Origin of the sequence: Streptodolium elevatio (assembly GCF_040649515.1) — a bacterium.
Taxonomy (GTDB): domain Bacteria; phylum Actinomycetota; class Actinomycetes; order Streptomycetales; family Streptomycetaceae; genus Yinghuangia; species Yinghuangia elevatio.
The window spans coordinates 21,831-37,895 of record NZ_JBEZFP010000029.1 but is presented as its reverse complement, the minus strand read 5'-3'; the positions used below and the strand labels follow the sequence as shown (position 1 = coordinate 37,895).

Below are 16,065 nucleotides of genomic sequence, written 5' to 3'. Positions count from 1 at the left end.
ATCCGGCAGGAGAACACCTCAGGCATGACCGGCACCACTGGCACTACCGGCGCTGCGGGCGCTGCGGGCGCTGCGGGCAATACGGGCCCTGGGGGCACCTCGGGCCCGCACGACCCGGCCGCGCACGACTTGCGTTCGTTCGCCGCCTCAGGTCGCCCCCGGGCGCGCGGTCTCGGCATCCCCTTCGCGGGAACACCCGGGCCCTGCAACGCCGTCACCGACGTCCCGGGCGTTGAGGTCGGCTACGTCACGCTCGTCCACGGCAGCGGAGCCCTGGCCGTCGGCGAGGGGCCGGTGCGTACCGGCGTCACCGCGATCCACCCGCGCGGGCGCGCGGATGGCCGCCCGGTAGCGGCAGGGGTACACGCGCTCAACGGCAATGGCGAGATGACCGGGCTGTCGTGGCTGGAGGAGACCGGATCGCTGGGCACCCCGGTCACCATCACCAACACCCACGCGATCGGCGCCGCACACCGGGGCACGATCGACTGGATCGTACGCGAACGGCCGGGGCAGGCCCGGGCGTGGCTGCTTCCGGTCGCCGCCGAGACGTGGGACGGGTACCTCAACGACATCAACGGCGACCACGTACGCCCCGCGCACACGGTCGCGGCGCTGGACGCCGCCCGCCCCGGGCCGGTCGCCGAGGGCTGCGTCGGCGGCGGCACCGGCATGAACTGCTACGGATTCAAAGGTGGTTCGGGGACCGCGTCGCGACAGGTCGGCTACGGTCGGGACACCTTCACAGTCGGGGCCTTCGTCCAGGCCAACTTCGGCTCGCGCCGGGAACTCGTCGTCGCCGGGGTGCCGGTCGGACGTGAACTGGCCGACGACAACCCGATGGAGACGACGGACTGGTTCGCGCCCTCGGGGGCCGGCTCGGTGATCGTGGTCGTGGCAACGGACGCACCGCTGCTGCCCGGCCAGTGCAAGGCGCTGGCGCGGCGCGTGCCGCTCGGGCTGGCACGTACCGGCACCAGCGGTTCGCACTTCTCGGGCGACATCTTTCTGGCGTTCTCGACGGCGAACGCCGGCGCGCTGGCCAGTTCCTTTCCCGAAGGGGAGCCCGGGGACGACGAGTTCGACACCATGCGCTTCGTCCCGTGGGGGCGCATGGACCCGTTCTACGAGGCGGTCGTCGAGGCCGTCGAGGAAGCGGTTGTCAACGCCCTGGTCGCCGCGGACACGACTGTCGGCAGGGACGGGCATCGGAGCCCGGCCCTGCCGATCGACCGTCTGCGGGCGCTCCTTGCGGAGCGCCTGGGGTAGTTCGTGCCCGATGACCAGCGGGGGACGGGTGTCAGCCGAGCTGGCCGCGGACCGCGCCGCCCGGGAACTCGGCGGTGTGCACGTTGGTGTAGAAGCCCCCCGGGTTCGCCGTCATCTCCGCGACGATCTCGGGCTTGATGCCCTCGACGGTGCCGGACAGGCCGGTGATGGACTGCGGGAGCCCCTTGTCGGCCGCCCACAGCGGCGCGACGACGTCCCCGTTCCGGCCCGCCGGCGCCTTGTGCACGTGGCCCAGGGTGGGAGGCGCGACGCCCTTCCAACTAAAGGCGTAGTCAACGCAGTTGCCCCACGGGCGAATGGCGGTCACGGCCCGGCCGTCCTGGTCGTTGATCGCCTTGTTGTCCTTGTTCGGGACCTCCTGCGCGCCGTTCGCGTTCACCGTGAGCGTGCCCTCGGGCTTGCCGGTCTTCAGCACGGCGTTCATGTCGACGGGGTTGTCCAGTTTGGTGAGTTGGCCGCGCACCGCGCCGCCGGGGAACTCGCCGGTGTGCAGGTTGAAGTACCAGTTGCCGGGGTTGTTCCGGATGCGGTCGAGCAGGCCCGGGTCGGCGACCGCGACACTGCCTGTGGTGGCGGTGGCGCCGTCGGGCAGCGGCGACGCGAAGAACGGGACCACGACGGCGCCGTTCGCGCCCTTGACGCCCTGGTGGATGTGTGCGGCCGAAGGCGCGGCGATCTTCTCCCACTTGACGGAGAACGCCATCTGGTTGCCCTTGATGCGCACGTACGCGGTGGCCTTGCCGTCCTGGTCGCCGACCGCCTTGCCGTCGGTGCCGGGGACTTCCTCGGCACCGGTGAGGTTCGCGACGAAGAACGCCGCGTCGCCGTCGGCGGGTTCCGCCGCACCGGCGTCCTTGGCCTGGTCGACCGGCGCCGGGGGTTGTCCGGAGGTGCCCGGATCATGGCCCGAACCGTGCCCGGCGTCCGGCGACGTCGTGGCCGGCGCGTCGCCCGCACCCGCAGGGGCGTTCTGAGGCGCGTTGGCGGGCGGTGTGGTGGACTTCGCGTCGTCGTCCGACGCCCCACAAGCTGTCAAACCGGCCATAAGGACCGCGGTGAGCATGGCTGCGGGCAGCGTGAACCTGCGAACGGACATGGTGGACCCCCATAGCGGAGTTGCCAGATTGACTCGATGTCTTGTCGCGCCTCAGTACGGGGCCGCCCCGTCGCCGGGTTCAAACGGGCGAGAACTTTTTTCGGGCACCTGCCGGGACCTCCCCACCCAGCGTCCGCGCACGGCACAGCCGTTCGGGTGGACGCGCTGGGCCGTACGGGTGGACGCGATTGCGGCGCGCGGAAGCGAACCGATGGGGTCGAGGGTGAAGGGCCGTGTGGGAGACCGGAGTTCTCCCCGGCATGCCCGGAACGGCCCTCGGGAGACTGCTGGAGGCAGCCATGCGTACCGCGACCACCGCCGATTCGACCGCCAACGGGACGACCGCCCACGAGACCATCGGCGCCCGGACGACCCCCATGCGCACGAGCGCGATCCGCGCCGACGCCGCACGGACGACCACCGCCCGGGCACGCGGTGCGGTACGCCGGATCAGTGGCGCCCTCGCGGCACTTGCCCTCGCCGCGGCCGCTCTCGTCGCCGGCCCCGGCAGCGCGGCGGCGGCCTCGGGAGAGGGCGCCCCCGCGGACGGCCGCGTACAGAAGTCGGGCCTGTGCCCGGAAGGGTACGTCTGCCTCTTCCCGGGCGGCATCGCCGCACCCGAGCCCTACCTCATCCCGGAGTGCGGCAGCGAGTACTTCAGGTCCCCGTACATCACCTCGTCCGTCGAGAACCGCACCAACGCCATCGTGTGGGTCACGACCGCCGACGGGGCCGCGACGTGGATCCCGCCGCACGGCAGCCTGACGCTGTGGCCGGTCGCGCCCGTCGACTCGGTCGTCTCGCAGTGCTTCGTACCGCTGCCGTTCTAGCCTGCCGTTCCGGCCCGGACCCAGTCAGGACCCGGCCCGCCGTCGCGGGCCCACCCGACCGGTCAGACGCGGCGGCGGCGTTCGCGACGCGGGTACGCCTTCGCCGTCTCCGCCAGCCGCCTGGCGTGCTCGGCCTGGCGCTGCCAGTGCCCGTACAGGTCGCCGCGCGCGGCCAGTTCGTCGAAGCGGCGGATGGTGGCCGGCGCCACCACCGCCGGTTCGGCGTCCCGCCACGGCGTCCCCGGCAGCGGCATGAACGTGTGCGCGTGGATGCGCGCGCCCAGGCCGGTCAACTCGTCGGCGAGCGCCAACGACGCGTCGGCGTCCGCCTCCCGCTCGCCCGGCATCCCGAAGATGAAGTCGACGTTGGGCCGGAACCCCTCCTGCACTGCGATCCGCACCGCGTCGCGCACCGGCTGCACGCCGTGCCCGCGCTTCGCGGCGGCCAGGATCCGGTCCGAACCGGACTGCGCGCCGATGATGATGTTGTCGTTGGAGACGTACCGCTTCAGCAGCCGCATCGCCTCGACGGTCACGTGCTCGGGCCGGATCTCGGACGGGAACGACCCGAAGAACAACCGCCCGTGCGGCAGCATCTCCTCCCGGCACCCGGCCAACAACTCCTCGACGGCGTCCAGGTCCGGCGTCTCGTCCTGCGTCCCGTACGACAGGCACGTCGGCGTGATGAACCGCACGTCCTTCAGCCCGCGCTCCGACATCTCGCGCACGTGCCACCGCACGTTCTCCGCGCTCCGGTGCCGGAAGCGCGCACTGAACGCGAACGGCGTCTGGCAGAAGCGGCAGCTATAGTGACGCCTATGACCCCTATTGGCGACGCGTGCGCCTTGTACGGGCGCATCAGTGACGACAAGACCGGCGAAGAGCTGGGCGTACAGCGTCAGGACGAGGACGGGACGGCCCTCGCCGACGTCCGTGGCCTGCATGTTGTCGCCCGGTACGTGGACAACGACATCTCAGCGACCAAGGGGAAGCGCCGCCCCGACTACGAACGCATGATGGCCGCGGCAGAGCGCGGTGAGTTCAAGTTCATCATCGTGTGGATGCTCAGCCGCTTGTGGCGAAACCGGCGAGAACGTGTCGACGGAATCGAGCGTCTGCGCAAGGCGGGTGTGGGCGTCCTGTGCGTCAAGGGCCCTGACTTGGACCTGACGACCGCCGCCGGCCGCCTGCTCGCCGGTCTGCTGGGCGAGGTGGACACGCACGAGGTTGAGCAGAAGGCCGAACGCCAGGAACGCGAGATGCGGCAGACGGTAGAACGCGGCGTGGCACCGGGCGGACGCCGCGCGTTCGGCTACCCGGGCACGATGCGGGGCGACGACGGCAAGCGCGTTCCCGTTCCCGACGAGCAGGTCGAGCGTGAAGCCGCCGCGGTCAAGTGGGCGTTCGGTGCAGCACTCGGGGGAGCGACGCTCTCAGGCATCGCGACGTCCCTCAACGAGATGGGTCTTCCCACCACCATGGGTGGCCCGTGGAAGCACAACGCCGTGCGCGTGATGCTGCTCAACGAGCGGTACGCCGCCCTGCGTGAGTACAAGGGAGAACTGTTCCCGGGCAAGTGGTCGGCGCTTGTCCCGGAAGAGACATGGCGGGCCGTCTGTGCGCTGCTCACCGACGAGGAAAGGCGTAGCAACCACACCAACGCGCGCCGGTGGCTGCTTACCGGCATTGCCCTTTGCGGGGTGTGTGGCGACCTGGTCATCAGTACCTACCGGGACAACAAGCGTCGCGTCTACCGATGCCGCGCGAGTGCTCACCTGCTCCGGACTGCCGAACCAATAGACGAATTGGTCGTGGCAACGACGGTTGCACGGCTCTCACGCCCCGATGCCCGGGACCTGCTTATCGACGACACGCGCCCGGACATTGATGGCTTGCGGGTGCAAGCCGTCGCCCTGCGGGAAAGGCTCGACAACTTCGCGCACGACTACGCCGATGGGCTCATTGACCGTCGGCAGATGCGCGCGGGCAGTGCGCGCGTGCGCGCCGCTCTCGCAGAGGTTGAATCCCAGATGGTGCACCTCGATCGTGCGGACGTGCTCCGGGACCTCGTGGAGTCGGAAGACGTTGCGGCTGCATGGAACGCCACGACTTTCGGGCTCGATCGTCAACGGGCGGTTATCCGAACTCTTTGGACCGTCACCATTCAACGCAGTGGACCGGGGCGGCGGGTCTTTGACCCTCGGACAGTGAGCATCGCTCCGGCAGCCTGAAAACGAAAAGGGCCCCAACCACCGGTCGGGTGATTGGGGCCCCGGTTTGTTTGTCAGGCTGCGACTCGTACCGGCATTGGCCGCGGTGGGCGGGCGCCTTGGAAAATCAAGGCCAACCGGTGTCGCTGTTCCTCGGTCAATGGCGGTGCCGCGGCTGCGATTTGCAACGCGTACTCAGCAATGGACGGCGGTCGTCCGGTGTCGGGCGGGACAGTCACGAGCCTGAGCGCCCGGGACTTCGTCTGCCGGTGAGCTGCGGCGGGCAACGGAACTCCTCATGGTTGTGGGCGGCTCGAATGGTGCAGGGGCGTCCTCCGCCCCCGTCTTCTGAGGTCCGCTACATCCGCTACATCTGCTACATCGCAGGTCAGGGGCATGATCGATGTAGCAGATAGGTGCGGATGTAGCGGACGCATCCGCTACACGCCCACCGGGACGGGCACGGCGCGTAGCGGTCGTGTAGCGGACAAAATGAGCCGTCCGCTACGTCGATCACGGGTCTGACCTGCGATGTAGCAGATGTAGCGGATGTAGCGCTTCTCAGGAGGGGGGAGGGCAGTACCGCGACCACGCGTCGTCAAGGTCGCTGGCGTAGTAGCCGCGCACGACCACCCCGGACGCGGTGCGGATGTTCCGCGCGACGATCGGATCGTTGTCCGCGGTCATGTAGTCCTTGAGCCAGCGGGCGAGCGTGCGGGCGTCGATGGGCTTGCCGCCCATGTCTCCCCACGGCGCATCGTCCATCGCGGCGAGCGCGCTCACGATCGCTGCGGTGGGCATGCGGTCGGCGCCGTTGAACACCACGTCGCGCAGGTCGGTGAGCAGCCGAATGCCCACGGATCCCTTGTCGTTGGCCTTGGACGCGGTGACCAGTTCGACACACGCGGCGCGCGCTCGGTCGGGCCAGTTGCCGCCGGCGGCGTCGCCGACCGCGATGAGCGGCTCCCACACGTCGGCCGGCCGGTCGGTGATCCCGTCGGGCATGGTCGGCCACGCGCCGGCGACGTGCTCGCGGACGCTGTCGGCCCACGCGGCGAGCTTGTCCCGCAGCGCGTTGCCCTCGGAAGTGTGCAGCCGTTCGCGGAACGGTTCGACCACCTCGTTCGGGGCCCGCCGGCGCATCCGGATGATGACCGATCGGGTCAGGATCGTGTCTGGCAGGGAGCCGAGTCCGGCGAGCGCGACGGCGCAGAAGGATTGGAACTGCACCACGGTCATGTTCCCGCCGTCGCCGACGCACCGCGGGATGACGCCACCGCGCCGGTGCCCGGCGTTGAGCCACCCGCGCAGCTCCTCGTTCCCGCCTGCTTTGGGTCCGAAGATGGTGTCCACCTCGTCGAACAGCACGGTCGGGCGGTTGTCGACTTCCACCCCGACGGAGCGGAACAGCGCGGCGGCGGACGCGTTGACCGTCGGCATTGGACGCGGCACCAGCGTTTCCACCACTTCGAGCGCGCGGGACTTGCCGCTTCCGGGTTCGGGCGAGAGGAACGCGAGCCGCGGTGTGGAGTCGAAGCACTCGACCATGTGCGCGTGCGCGTCCCACAGCGCGACGGCGACGTACGCCGCTTGCGTGGGGAAGACGCTGAAACGCCGATGGAACGCCTCCACCTCGTCGAGCAGCGCGGCGCCGTCGCTTCGCGGTGCGTCGTGGTCGGGTGAAGTGCTGCTGCTAATCCCCGGGGTGGGGGTGGGCGGGGTGTTCATGCTGCCTCCCGACCGTGGGGGTAGCGCGCGATCGAGTAGTCGAGGGCGGCCCGGATGGACCGGGCAGCCTCACGCTCGCCCAGCCCGCTCGCCAACGCCGCGATTAGCAGCCGCTCTTCCACCTCGTGGCGCGGCAGGTCGCCGAACGCGACGAACTTGCCCAGGTTGCGGGCCGCTTCGTACAGCGCGGTGTTCCGCCCGCCCTCTTTGGTGCTCTCAACCCGCGAAATCTCCCCCAAAAGCGCTGCATTGGCGTATGCGGGCTTGAGGTGGGGGGTCGGGGGTGTCACCTTCGGGATGCGCTGTTCGGGCCGCAGATGCCCGTACAGCCATCCGGGCAACGGGATCGGATCTTCGTCAACCCTCGTGGCGTACGAACGCCCGTCGACGATGCTGCCGTTGGCGACGACGTACCCGCCGTTGGCGCGGGTGTCGATCTTCCATCCGATCCGTCCTGCCGTGTTGCGCAGGTCGGCGCCGTCCTGCGCGCGGAAGTACAAGTGCGCACCGCCGGACGGCGTCGACACGGCGAACGTGCTGTCGGGGTACGGCGCTTCGGCGTTCTTCGCCAGGACCGCGAGTACGTCGGCGCCGCAGGTCACGTCCTCGCGCGACCACGGTTCCTTCGGCTCTTCCCCGTCCTTGGCCGTGTCGAGGTCCACTACGACAAGCCCGGACGGGCCGCATGCGATGCCGATGTTGTAGGGAGCGTGGTCCCAACAGCGGGTGATGCGCGCGGTGTCGGTGGTGGCGCGGTTTTCCCAGTCGGTGACCGCGGGTCGCTTGGCGCCGGGTACGAGCGGGAAGACGTGCCAGCCGCGTTCGGCGCACGCGAGCGCGGCGGCTTTCAGGTTGGGTCGGTGCATGTGCGAGTCCTTCCGTGCGGGCGTTGCCGCCGGGCGGGAAGTGGTTGCGGTGTGGCGGTGGGTGGGGATGCCGGCGAGTTCCGCCGTGCGCGCGCAGTGGCTCGCGCCGGGGGAGTCGTCGCGGATGAACGCCGCGCACCGATCCGCACCGAGCGCGACCATCGCGGCGTTGCGCACGGGCCCGGCACGGCGCCCGTGCTGGTTCCAGTCGGCGGGGTGCGGTTCCTCGGTCACGCCCTTGTCGGCGTGGTCGCGGGCCCAGTCGGCGGCGTGCCGGTCGGCGCCGCGCGGGCACGCGCCGTGCACCACGGTCATGCCGGTGGGCGCCCGGGTCAGCAATGCGTCGAGCGCGACCCGTACGCGGCCCGGTTCGTTCCAGGTGCGCGAGCCGGTCACCAACACCCGCAGTGTGCCCGGGATTCCGGACGCGGGCGGGCGGATGACCGGCGCGTGTGCGAGGCAGAACCAGCCTTGTCGGTAGTACCGCATCCCGTCGGTGATCGGGCACGGGTTGCCGGTCCACCGCGAGCACACCCGCTCGGCCGGAGCCGGCAAGGTGGGGTTAGGCGGCATGGGACGGCTCGCCGGCGTTGAACAGGTCGGGCTGTTGCCACACGGGCAGGCTGGCCAGCAGCCGCGTGCGCCACCGGAGCGCGTAGGGCTGGCAGTTGGCGCAGTTGCGGTGTGTGTGGCCGGGCATCGGGGGTTTGCGGCGTGCGTCGTAGGACCACGCGAGGGAGTCCGATGACGCGAGCGCGTGCGCGCAGCTGCGCAACCCGAGGGTCTTGAACCCGAATCCGTGCAGTCGCAACCCGAGTCCGGCGAGGGTGGTCACGATGCGGGTGGCTTCGTCGGTGGCCTGCCTGCGGCATACCGACCCGAGTCCGACCAGCGGTTCGCGGGTCAGGTCGACGTCGGCGCGCTGGTACAGGTCGACGCATTGGAGGTAGTCGGTGAGTGTCCACCCTTGCAGGACTGGCACCCACGGCATGTTTGGCGCCAACGCGCGCAGTTCAAGCAGGTTGGTGACGGTGCGGTGTTGGTGCTCGACGACGCTCAGCCCGGTGCCGGCGAACCGCAACGGGCCGATGGTGCCGCCGTTGATGACGATCGGTTCGCACATCCAGTCCTGCGGTGCCACCCAGTCCATCCGGCCGACCTGTTCGGCGATGAACCGGACTTCCTCGGCGTAGTGCGCGGCGGTGTGGCGCCATCGGCCGAACCGCTGGAGTTCGGTGAACCCTCCCGAGTCCATCGCCCAGCGGGTGATCGCGCGGGGGTAGGTGCGCCGGCGCGGTCGGCGGGTTTGGTGGATGCGGGTACGGGAGACGAACAGCGGCACGCCTGCGGTGGCGAGCCATCCGGGTTGGTGGGTGCCGAGGTAGAACGTCATGGACGTGGTGGCGTCCGCGGGGGGACGCGCGGGCGGGTTATGGGTCATGCTGGGGATTCCCTCTCTGCCCCCAAACGGGGGCGGTTGGGCCCGGGGCACCCGGCTTGTCTTGGCGGACCGTGCGGGTGCCCCGGGGCGGTTCTAGAACGGAACGTCGTTGTCCGCGGTCGGCCCGTTCACGGCCCACGCGTCGCCGGCCGGCGCCGAACGGGCGCCGCTGGAGCGGCCGTTGGTGCGCGTGGCCTTGGCGACGTTGGTGGTTGCCCAGGCGAGGGACGGGCCGATGTCCTCCAGGTCGAGCACGACGCGCGAGCGCGGCTCGCCGGTCGCCTCGTCCTGCCACCGGTGGGTGGTCACGGTGCCGGTCGCAATCACGCGGTCGCCCTTGTTCAGCGATTCGGCGACGTGCTCGCCGAGTGCGCGCCATGCGGTGGCGTCCCAGAACGTCGTTTCGCCGTCGGTCCACTCGCCTGCCTGCTTGTCGAAGCGGCGCGGGGTGACGGCGATCGAGATTCGGGCGCGGAAGACGCCGGACGCGGTGAACGCGCCTTCCGGGTCGCGGGTCAGGTTGCCGGTGACGGTGATGTAGGTGGCGTTGTTGGCCACGATTCCTCCCGAACGGCGGCGGCCGGACCTTCCGGCCGTCCCGCCGCGGTCCCGGAACAGCCCCACGGGGTGCGGGGTGTGCTCCGGGGCCACGGCGGGCGGCCGGTGGTCAGCCGATGGCGTCGGTGAACGCGGTGACCATGCCGCTGAACGCGGTGTGCGTCGACGTCGACAGCGAACCGGCGATCGCCGTGCCGGACAGTCCGACGCCGGCGAGGAAGAGGAAGAACCCCGCAAGCTTCGGGGCCTTGCCGTTCGCCAGCAGCAGCACCGCGAGGATGATGCAGATGACCGGCATAGCGAGGGTGACTGTGCCGCCGCCCGGCGTAGCGGCGGGCGGGGTGCCGTCGCCGGCGGTGAGGGTGAGGAAGTCGGTGCCCATGGCAGCCTCCTGAGGGCGTGTCAGGGTGGTGCGCGGGTGGGTGGGCGAGCGCGGGTTACTGGGTGCCGTCGTGGTGCAGGCGCCGGCCGGCGTTGTGCAGGCGGCGGCCGATGCGCAGGCGCGCGCCGGTGCCCTTGCAGCGGCGGCATGGCTTGCGTATGCGGCGCCGGCGCTTGGTCGTGGTGCCGTTGCGGGCGGCGCGGCGCTCGTGCCACGGGGTGTGGTTGCCGGTGCCGTCGCAGGCGCGGCACGGTCCGAACGGCGAGACCCAGCACAACAGGGAGTAACCGGCGAGCGTTCCGAGGATGAGCAGGCTAGCGAGCGTGGTGGGGGTCATCAGGGGCCCTTCCAGGGCGTTTTCGCTGGTTGCGGGCATGGGTCGCTAGGGACTAGTGCGCTGATCAGCGCGGGAATGGGTCGCTAGCGGGGTCGCTAGGTCTAGCGAGGTTGCCCGCTAGACCTAGCGACGTTCCGCGGTCAGTCCGACGCTGCGCGGCCGTCACGTTTGGTGATTGCGGTGGTGATGTCGGAGCGGGTGATGCCGACGCGGTTGGGGCTGCCGCCGCCGTCGTCGGTGGCGAGCCACACACCCTTGGTCTTGACGCCGAACGGCTTGAGCGCCGCGGTCAGTTGCGCGGGCTTGCTCTTGGCGTCGAGGGTGGCCCACGGGCCGTAGGCGTCCGGGCGCAGCGCGGCGAGCCGGTCCACGACCGTCTCGTTCCACAGCTTCGCTTCGTCGCCGTGCATGACCGCGAGGACGTCGGCGAGCAGGTCGTGCGCCGGCGCCGCGGCCACGGGGGTGTCGGTCTTGTCGAGCGCGTAGCCGGACAGCGTCCCGGCGGCTTCCCGCATGCCGCGGGCCCGCAGCGCGATGCGTTCGGCGGCGATGGCGTCCTTGTAGAAGGAGCGGACGATCCGCGCGTCGGCGCCCTCGCCGACGAAGTACATGATGCCGCGGTCCTCGCGGGAGAACATTGTCGCGCGGATGCCGTTCTTGTGCGCGGACGTGCCAAGGACCATGTCGTTCGCGGTGTGGTCCATGACCTTCATGCACATGCGGACGATGGCGTTCGCGCTGATCCCGGTGGGCAGCGACTTCGCGTCGGGTCGCTGCGTGGCCAGGATCAGGATGATCCCCAGTGCCGGGCCGCGTTTGACCAGGTCGGTGCAGATCTCCTCGAACTCGGCGCCGTATTTGGCGTGCTCGAACCACACCTGACACTCGTCGACGGCGATGACGATGGGGTGCAGTCCGAGGGACCGCTTGGCAGCGAGTTCGGGGGTGACCTTGTTCTCCGGGCACAGGTCCCGCGGCAGGCCCCGGATCACCTTGGCGCGGCGCCGCAGCTCGGCGCGCATGTCGCGCATGTCAGCGATGCCGTACTCGATGTCCTCGTCCTCTTCGCCGGAGCTGTACCGGTGCGCGACCGGTTCCAGCGGGGACAGGTCGCCGGTGCCCTTGAGTTCGTGCGCGTGGATTTCGGCGAGCACGTCCAACGCGGCGATGAGCAGCAGCAACCTGAGCAGGAATGTCTTCCCCATCCGGGGGACGGCGCCGATGATGACCGAGACGAACATCATGGTGAGCCCCACCATGCGTCCGCGCTGGTCGGTGCCGAACGGCGCGGCCTTGAACAGCGACACCGAACCGGTCTTGTCCAGCGGCCATTTCGGCTGTTCGGCGCCGGCCATGTCCTTGTCCCCGACCCACAGCGTCATCAGACCGGGGTGCTCGCCGGTGACCTTCTCCGGCCACACGCAGCCCAGCGGGCGCCGCAGTCCGGACGCGAGCTTGTCGCGCTTGTCCATGACCTCGTTCACGGTGACGCCGTACGGGAGTTCCACGTCCGCCCGCCACCCAGGCCCGTCACGGGTGATCGGCGCGGGGAAGTTGATGTGCGCGTCCTTGCTGTTCAGCGCCGCAATGCCCAGCGACGACAAGGCACGCAGCACGATCAGCGACGTCAGCCGCTGCACCTGCGCACGGACCACCGCCGGGGCGACGATCGGCTTGTCCTCCGGGGCCCCGAGGAACCCCAGACCGGCGGTCACGCCCATCAACGTCAGCGCAAGCCCCCAGGCGGGTCCGACCAGGATCAGCGCCGTAAGCAGGATGCCGACGGTCAGCGTCGCCGTGGCGAGGATCGTCGCACGCAACTTGACGCGGCCGTCGCGCTGCCTCTGGAGCCGCAGGTACTCGCCGGCGTCCGCGCGCTCGATCGCCTTCGCGCGGACCGGGCGGCCGTCGGCGTCCGACGCCCACCGGAACGCGCCGCTGACCAGCCGCAACGCCCCTTGCGGCGAACGCACCGCGAGGGTCGCGGCGTAGACCGGGGTGCGCACCGCGTGGAACGCGAAAACGTGCCCGGTGTGCGAGAGCACCCAACGCACCTGCGCCTTCAACGCGTCACGCGAGAGCAACCACGCCGGGAAGATCGGTCGGCGCTTCTCGCCCTGCACCATCGTGCGCCACGACGGACGCCGCAGCGCCGGCGCGTCGACGGGCACGGCCGGACCGTCGTCGACATCGGCCGGCGCCGGGTCGGTGTCAGTGTCGGTGTCGGCCGGGACGGGCTTGCGGAGCGGGATCACGTCCGCGCGGTGTCCCTCAACATCCCCGGGCGCGGTGCCCAGGTCGGGGCCGAACAGCTCAGTGTCGGTCATGCTGGGAGTTCTCCAATCCATGATTGGTCATGCGAATGGGGAGCGGCCCCGGCGGTGCTGCCAGGCGAGCGCCGGGGCCGCGCGAACAAAACCGGATGCGCTGAACGAGTCGAGACGGACGAACAGACTTGCGGCGCCTGCTACTTGCGGTGCCGGGTCGTGGGCTTCTTGCCGTTGACGTCGGCGACCGCGGCGCGGATGGCGGCGGCGTGCGGGCTCGCGGGCTCGTCGGTGCGCTTCTTCTTGCGGCGCCGCAGCGCGGCGCGCGCGGCGGCGGCCTCGGCGAGCTGTTCGCGGGTGAACCGCGGGTCGTCGGGAATCCTCGGCACGGTCATCCCTCCCGGGACGCGTTCGCGTCGGTGTCGTCGGTCAGGTACAGGTCGAGGTACAGCCGGTATCCGTCGCCGCGCCGGTCGGCGTACGGCGCGGACACCGGACCGGTCTCGCCGATGCCGGCGAGCGCAGCGGCGACGCGGGCGAGCGTTGCCGGGTCGAGCCCCGACAGCCGCACGCGGACGTGTCGCGCCGCCGCGCCGGTGGTGCCGCCGGTGGGGAAAGGCGGGCGGGTCACAGGATTCGGGTCCGGACGACGTTGATCCCGCCGGCCCGGACCACGGCCGCGGGCATGTCGCGCTTGGCCTGGTCCGTGGCGATCTCCTTCAAGTCCCGGGCGGTGCGGCTGTTGCCGGGCGCGACGATGAGGGTGACCGTGGCGCGGCCACTGCCCCCGTGGAAGTTGTAGGTGACCTCGACGTCGTAGCTACCGGGCTCCATGGCCATGGCTGTCTCCTCGACTGGTCTTGTGCTCCGGTGTGCGATGGACGTGCTGACGTGCAGTGGTGCGGGTGCGTGTCACGCGGCGGTGTCGAGCGCGCTCGGCGCGTCGGCGCACGGCACGCACATGCCAAGTGAGGTGGGGATGACGTAGTCGCGAGCGATGCGGCAGACCGGGCAGGTACGCCGCGCGCGCATCGCCGCGGCGTGCGCCCGCCACTTCGCCGGTGTCATCGGCCGGACCTGCTTCGCAGCGTCGCCGCGGTACAGATACGCGACCTTGACGCCGCGCCGGGACTGCCACATCACCTGCGCGGCGATCGGCTGTCCGCCGGGCCGCAGGCCCTCGGCGCGCAGTTGCCTGCGCGTCGCAAGACCGTCCGGGGCGAGCCGCCACGGATAGGTGGGCAGCCCGTAGCGGGCGCCGGTCGGGTCCCAGAAACGCCGCCGGAACCTCACGCCGAACTCGCCGACTCGCCGTCGTCGGTGTCGGTGTTGACGACCAGGTGAAGCCCGGCCGGGTCGGGCGACTCGCGTTCGGCGCGCAGCGTGTCACGCAGCAGTCGGGCCGACTTCGCCGACGTACGCAACGCCACCCGGATACGGTCGGCGTTCACGTCGTCATCCGGCCACTCGGCCGTCAACTTGCGTGCCTCTGAGAGGAGTTCGGCGACGTTCCGGCGGGGAACCGTCGACTTCGCCGACTCCGGCACCTTGCCGGTCGCCCGACGCGGGGTAGCGGTCGCCCGACTCGCCTGTGATCCGTTTTGCGAGGAATCAGACGAAATCTGCTGGTTGGATACCGACCGTGCGCCCGACGCGTCGGCGCCGTCGCCCGACTCAACGGGCAACTCGGGGACCGACTCGCCGTCGTCGGTGTCGGCGTCCGACCCGATCAGTTCCTCAATCGGACCGGCGGCGGCGAACGCGAACGACTCTGCGTCGCGAACCGACGCGACCGACTCGGCGACCGTGCCACCCGGCGCCATGTCCGCAAGCGTCGCAGTCGGCGTCTGGAGCACCGCGAGCCCGACCGACTCAGGCCCCAACTCCGGGGCCTTGTCGAGAAGCTTCGCGATGCCCTTGACCGCCTTGTGGTGCTGCTTGAGCGTGCGGCGGGTTACGCCAGGGTCGGCGCCGTAGACCGCACGCCACGCGATCACCCACGCCGCATCCGGGTCAAGCCCGGGAACGGCGGCGATCAGGTCGCGAGTGCGACGCGACACCTTGCGGAACCGCGCCTTGCGGTAGATCTCGGCGCGCAGCTGCGCACCGGACTTCCCGCCCTCGGTCCGCGTGCGCGAATGCGCGTACGCCTCCCACAGCAGCACACCGAGCAGGCTCGCGAGCGCGAGCACGCACGCGAGCGGGATGTTGCGGTGCCAGGTGTGCGCGAAGTTGAGTGCTGCCGCGGCGAATGCCGAACCCCAGGTGATTGCCCGGTAGACGCCGGCGGGGCGGTCGCCGTCCTCGATCGCCTTCGACGCCATCGCGGCACCCGCCCACGCGGCACCCTCGGTCATCGCGGTGACCAGCACCGCAAGTACCGGGTTCATGCCCATGCCCAGGTAGAAGCCCATCTGCGCCGGCCACGCCGTGCCGATCGAGGCGACCATGACACCGGACACCAACGCGAAGTCCCGGCGCTCACGAACCGATGCGAGCGCCTTGCCGATGCGCGCCTGGCGCGCCGCGCGAGCCTGCGCCTTGTCGGCGCTCGTCTCGGCACGGATCGCGCGCTGTTCCTGCCGGCGGATCTCGGCGACCTGGGCCGCCGCCTGCGCCTGCACCACCGCGGCGAGCGCGGTCTTCTCGGACGCGGCGGCGTTGGCCTCTTCGATCCGCGCCCGGTCCATCCGGCGGTGCGCGGACATCGTGTACAGCGTCTCCGTCACGCCGCCCACCGCCGCCCGGCGGTGCGTCGCGCCGGCAGCTCGATGACCTGCGCCGACTCGTCCAACAGGCTCTCCGCGTACGCGGCAAGCTCCGGGTCCTCACGCCACAGGTCCGCGAGCACGTCCCGCGCGGCGTCCAGCCGCGCGGCCCGCTCGTCCGCGGACTCACCCACGGAGCCGGCGAACAGCTCCGAGTCGATCCCCAACGCCAGCTCGGCGAACTCGACACCCGAGAACGCCACACGCCCAGCGACAATGGTTCGCACGGTCGAACTCCTCTCAGCTAGGAGCGACTACGGGGCGACCGCCGGACCTTGCCGGGAGGGGCGGT

General features: G+C 70.7%; 18 protein-coding genes. 3 read left to right on the top strand and 15 right to left on the bottom strand.

Features of this window, described 5'->3' with window-relative positions; translation table 11 throughout:
• Nucleotides 1–24 precede the first annotated feature (24 nt).
• Entirely contained in the window at nt 25–1,269 is a 1,245-nt protein-coding gene (locus tag AB0C36_RS14015) for a DmpA family aminopeptidase (RefSeq protein WP_358353425.1), read from the top strand.
• Between the two features lie 31 nt (nt 1,270–1,300).
• On the opposite strand, the gene AB0C36_RS14010 is transcribed toward AB0C36_RS14015, so the two are convergent.
• Nucleotides 1,301–2,386, bottom strand: a complete 1,086-nt coding sequence (locus AB0C36_RS14010; RefSeq protein ID WP_358353423.1) for a CHRD domain-containing protein — start codon at nt 2,384–2,386, stop codon at nt 1,301–1,303.
• A 299-nt stretch (nt 2,387–2,685) separates the two neighbouring features.
• On the opposite strand from AB0C36_RS14010, the gene AB0C36_RS14005 reads away from it, so the two are divergent.
• On the top strand, nt 2,686–3,216 hold the full coding sequence (locus tag AB0C36_RS14005) for a hypothetical protein (protein ID WP_358353421.1): 531 nt from the start codon (nt 2,686–2,688) through the stop codon (nt 3,214–3,216).
• Nucleotides 3,217–3,278: 62 nt separating this feature from the next.
• Here the strand turns inward: AB0C36_RS14005 and AB0C36_RS14000 are convergent, their stop codons facing one another.
• A complete protein-coding gene (locus AB0C36_RS14000; RefSeq protein WP_358353493.1) occupies nt 3,279–4,112 on the bottom strand; it encodes a TIGR04013 family B12-binding domain/radical SAM domain-containing protein in 834 nt (277 codons plus the stop codon).
• Here AB0C36_RS14000 and AB0C36_RS13995 point away from each other — a divergent pair.
• The gene (locus AB0C36_RS13995) at nt 4,035–5,447 is read left to right on the top strand and encodes a recombinase family protein (RefSeq protein ID WP_358353419.1); all 1,413 of its coding nucleotides are present in this window, start codon (nt 4,035–4,037) and stop codon (nt 5,445–5,447) included. The genes AB0C36_RS14000 and AB0C36_RS13995 overlap by 78 nt on opposite strands.
• 540 nt (nt 5,448–5,987) lie before the next feature.
• Here AB0C36_RS13995 and AB0C36_RS13990 read toward each other — a convergent pair.
• The 13 genes from AB0C36_RS13990 to AB0C36_RS13930 all read right to left on the bottom strand — a co-directional run bounded on the left by AB0C36_RS13990 (nt 5,988) and on the right by AB0C36_RS13930 (nt 16,000).
• Nucleotides 5,988–7,154 (bottom strand): DUF3631 domain-containing protein, encoded by a 1,167-nt coding sequence (locus AB0C36_RS13990; protein WP_358353417.1) that lies wholly within the window; start codon nt 7,152–7,154, stop codon nt 5,988–5,990.
• Nucleotides 7,151–8,509 carry a bifunctional DNA primase/polymerase gene (locus tag AB0C36_RS13985; RefSeq protein WP_358353415.1) on the bottom strand — a complete coding sequence of 453 codons (1,359 nt, stop codon included), beginning with the start codon at nt 8,507–8,509 and terminating at the stop codon, nt 7,151–7,153. Before AB0C36_RS13985 ends, AB0C36_RS13990 begins: the two co-directional genes overlap by 4 nt.
• A 73-nt stretch (nt 8,510–8,582) precedes the next feature.
• Complete coding sequence (locus AB0C36_RS13980) at nt 8,583–9,461, bottom strand: deazapurine DNA modification protein DpdA family protein (protein WP_358353413.1); 879 nt, start codon at nt 9,459–9,461, stop codon at nt 8,583–8,585.
• A gap of 93 nt (nt 9,462–9,554) precedes the next feature.
• A complete protein-coding gene (ssb, locus tag AB0C36_RS13975) occupies nt 9,555–10,019 on the bottom strand; it encodes a single-stranded DNA-binding protein (protein ID WP_358353411.1) in 465 nt (154 codons plus the stop codon).
• Between the two features lie 109 nt (nt 10,020–10,128).
• On the bottom strand, nt 10,129–10,401 hold the full coding sequence (locus AB0C36_RS13970) for a hypothetical protein (RefSeq protein WP_358353409.1): 273 nt from the start codon (nt 10,399–10,401) through the stop codon (nt 10,129–10,131).
• Nucleotides 10,402–10,456: 55 nt separating this feature from the next.
• Nucleotides 10,457–10,738, bottom strand: a complete 282-nt coding sequence (locus AB0C36_RS13965) for a hypothetical protein (protein WP_358353408.1) — start codon at nt 10,736–10,738, stop codon at nt 10,457–10,459.
• Nucleotides 10,739–10,878: 140 nt separating this feature from the next.
• Entirely contained in the window at nt 10,879–13,065 is a 2,187-nt protein-coding gene (locus AB0C36_RS13960; protein WP_358353406.1) for a cell division protein FtsK, read from the bottom strand.
• 140 nt (nt 13,066–13,205) lie between these two features.
• The gene (locus AB0C36_RS13955; protein WP_358353404.1) at nt 13,206–13,394 is read right to left on the bottom strand and encodes a hypothetical protein; all 189 of its coding nucleotides are present in this window, start codon (nt 13,392–13,394) and stop codon (nt 13,206–13,208) included.
• A 2-nt stretch (nt 13,395–13,396) separates the two neighbouring features.
• Nucleotides 13,397–13,636: a hypothetical protein gene (locus tag AB0C36_RS13950; protein WP_358353402.1), complete on the bottom strand. Its 240-nt coding sequence runs from the start codon at nt 13,634–13,636 to the stop codon at nt 13,397–13,399.
• Entirely contained in the window at nt 13,633–13,845 is a 213-nt protein-coding gene (locus AB0C36_RS13945; RefSeq protein ID WP_358353400.1) for a hypothetical protein, read from the bottom strand. The genes AB0C36_RS13950 and AB0C36_RS13945 overlap by 4 nt, the downstream gene beginning before the upstream one ends.
• Nucleotides 13,846–13,917: 72 nt before the next feature.
• Nucleotides 13,918–14,298, bottom strand: coding sequence for an RRQRL motif-containing zinc-binding protein (locus AB0C36_RS13940; RefSeq protein ID WP_358353398.1), 381 nt, complete (start codon nt 14,296–14,298; stop codon nt 13,918–13,920).
• On the bottom strand, nt 14,295–15,734 hold the full coding sequence (locus AB0C36_RS13935) for a hypothetical protein (RefSeq protein WP_358353396.1): 1,440 nt from the start codon (nt 15,732–15,734) through the stop codon (nt 14,295–14,297). Before AB0C36_RS13935 ends, AB0C36_RS13940 begins: the two co-directional genes overlap by 4 nt.
• Nucleotides 15,731–16,000, bottom strand: a complete 270-nt coding sequence (locus AB0C36_RS13930; protein WP_358353394.1) for a hypothetical protein — start codon at nt 15,998–16,000, stop codon at nt 15,731–15,733. The genes AB0C36_RS13935 and AB0C36_RS13930 overlap by 4 nt, the downstream gene beginning before the upstream one ends.
• Between the last annotated feature and the right edge of the window lie 65 nt (nt 16,001–16,065).

Bases quoted from the DNA above. Each gene is read 5' to 3' on its own strand.
- AB0C36_RS13965 (WP_358353408.1), bottom strand. From the start codon at position 10,738: ATGACCCCCACCACGCTCGCTAGCCTGCTCATCCTCGGAACGCTCGCC.
- AB0C36_RS13990 (WP_358353417.1), bottom strand. From the start codon at position 7,154: ATGAACACCCCGCCCACCCCCACCCCGGGGATTAGCAGCAGCACTTCA.
- AB0C36_RS14015 (WP_358353425.1), top strand. From the start codon at position 25: ATGACCGGCACCACTGGCACTACCGGCGCTGCGGGCGCTGCGGGCGCT.
- AB0C36_RS13995 (WP_358353419.1), top strand. From the start codon at position 4,035: ATGACCCCTATTGGCGACGCGTGCGCCTTGTACGGGCGCATCAGTGAC.
- AB0C36_RS13985 (WP_358353415.1), bottom strand. From the start codon at position 8,509: ATGCGGTACTACCGACAAGGCTGGTTCTGCCTCGCACACGCGCCGGTC.
- AB0C36_RS14010 (WP_358353423.1), bottom strand. From the start codon at position 2,386: ATGTCCGTTCGCAGGTTCACGCTGCCCGCAGCCATGCTCACCGCGGTC.
- AB0C36_RS13980 (WP_358353413.1), bottom strand. From the start codon at position 9,461: ATGACCCATAACCCGCCCGCGCGTCCCCCCGCGGACGCCACCACGTCC.
- AB0C36_RS14005 (WP_358353421.1), top strand. From the start codon at position 2,686: ATGCGTACCGCGACCACCGCCGATTCGACCGCCAACGGGACGACCGCC.
- AB0C36_RS13945 (WP_358353400.1), bottom strand. From the start codon at position 13,845: ATGGCCATGGAGCCCGGTAGCTACGACGTCGAGGTCACCTACAACTTC.
- AB0C36_RS13970 (WP_358353409.1), bottom strand. From the start codon at position 10,401: ATGGGCACCGACTTCCTCACCCTCACCGCCGGCGACGGCACCCCGCCC.
- AB0C36_RS13960 (WP_358353406.1), bottom strand. From the start codon at position 13,065: ATGACCGACACTGAGCTGTTCGGCCCCGACCTGGGCACCGCGCCCGGG.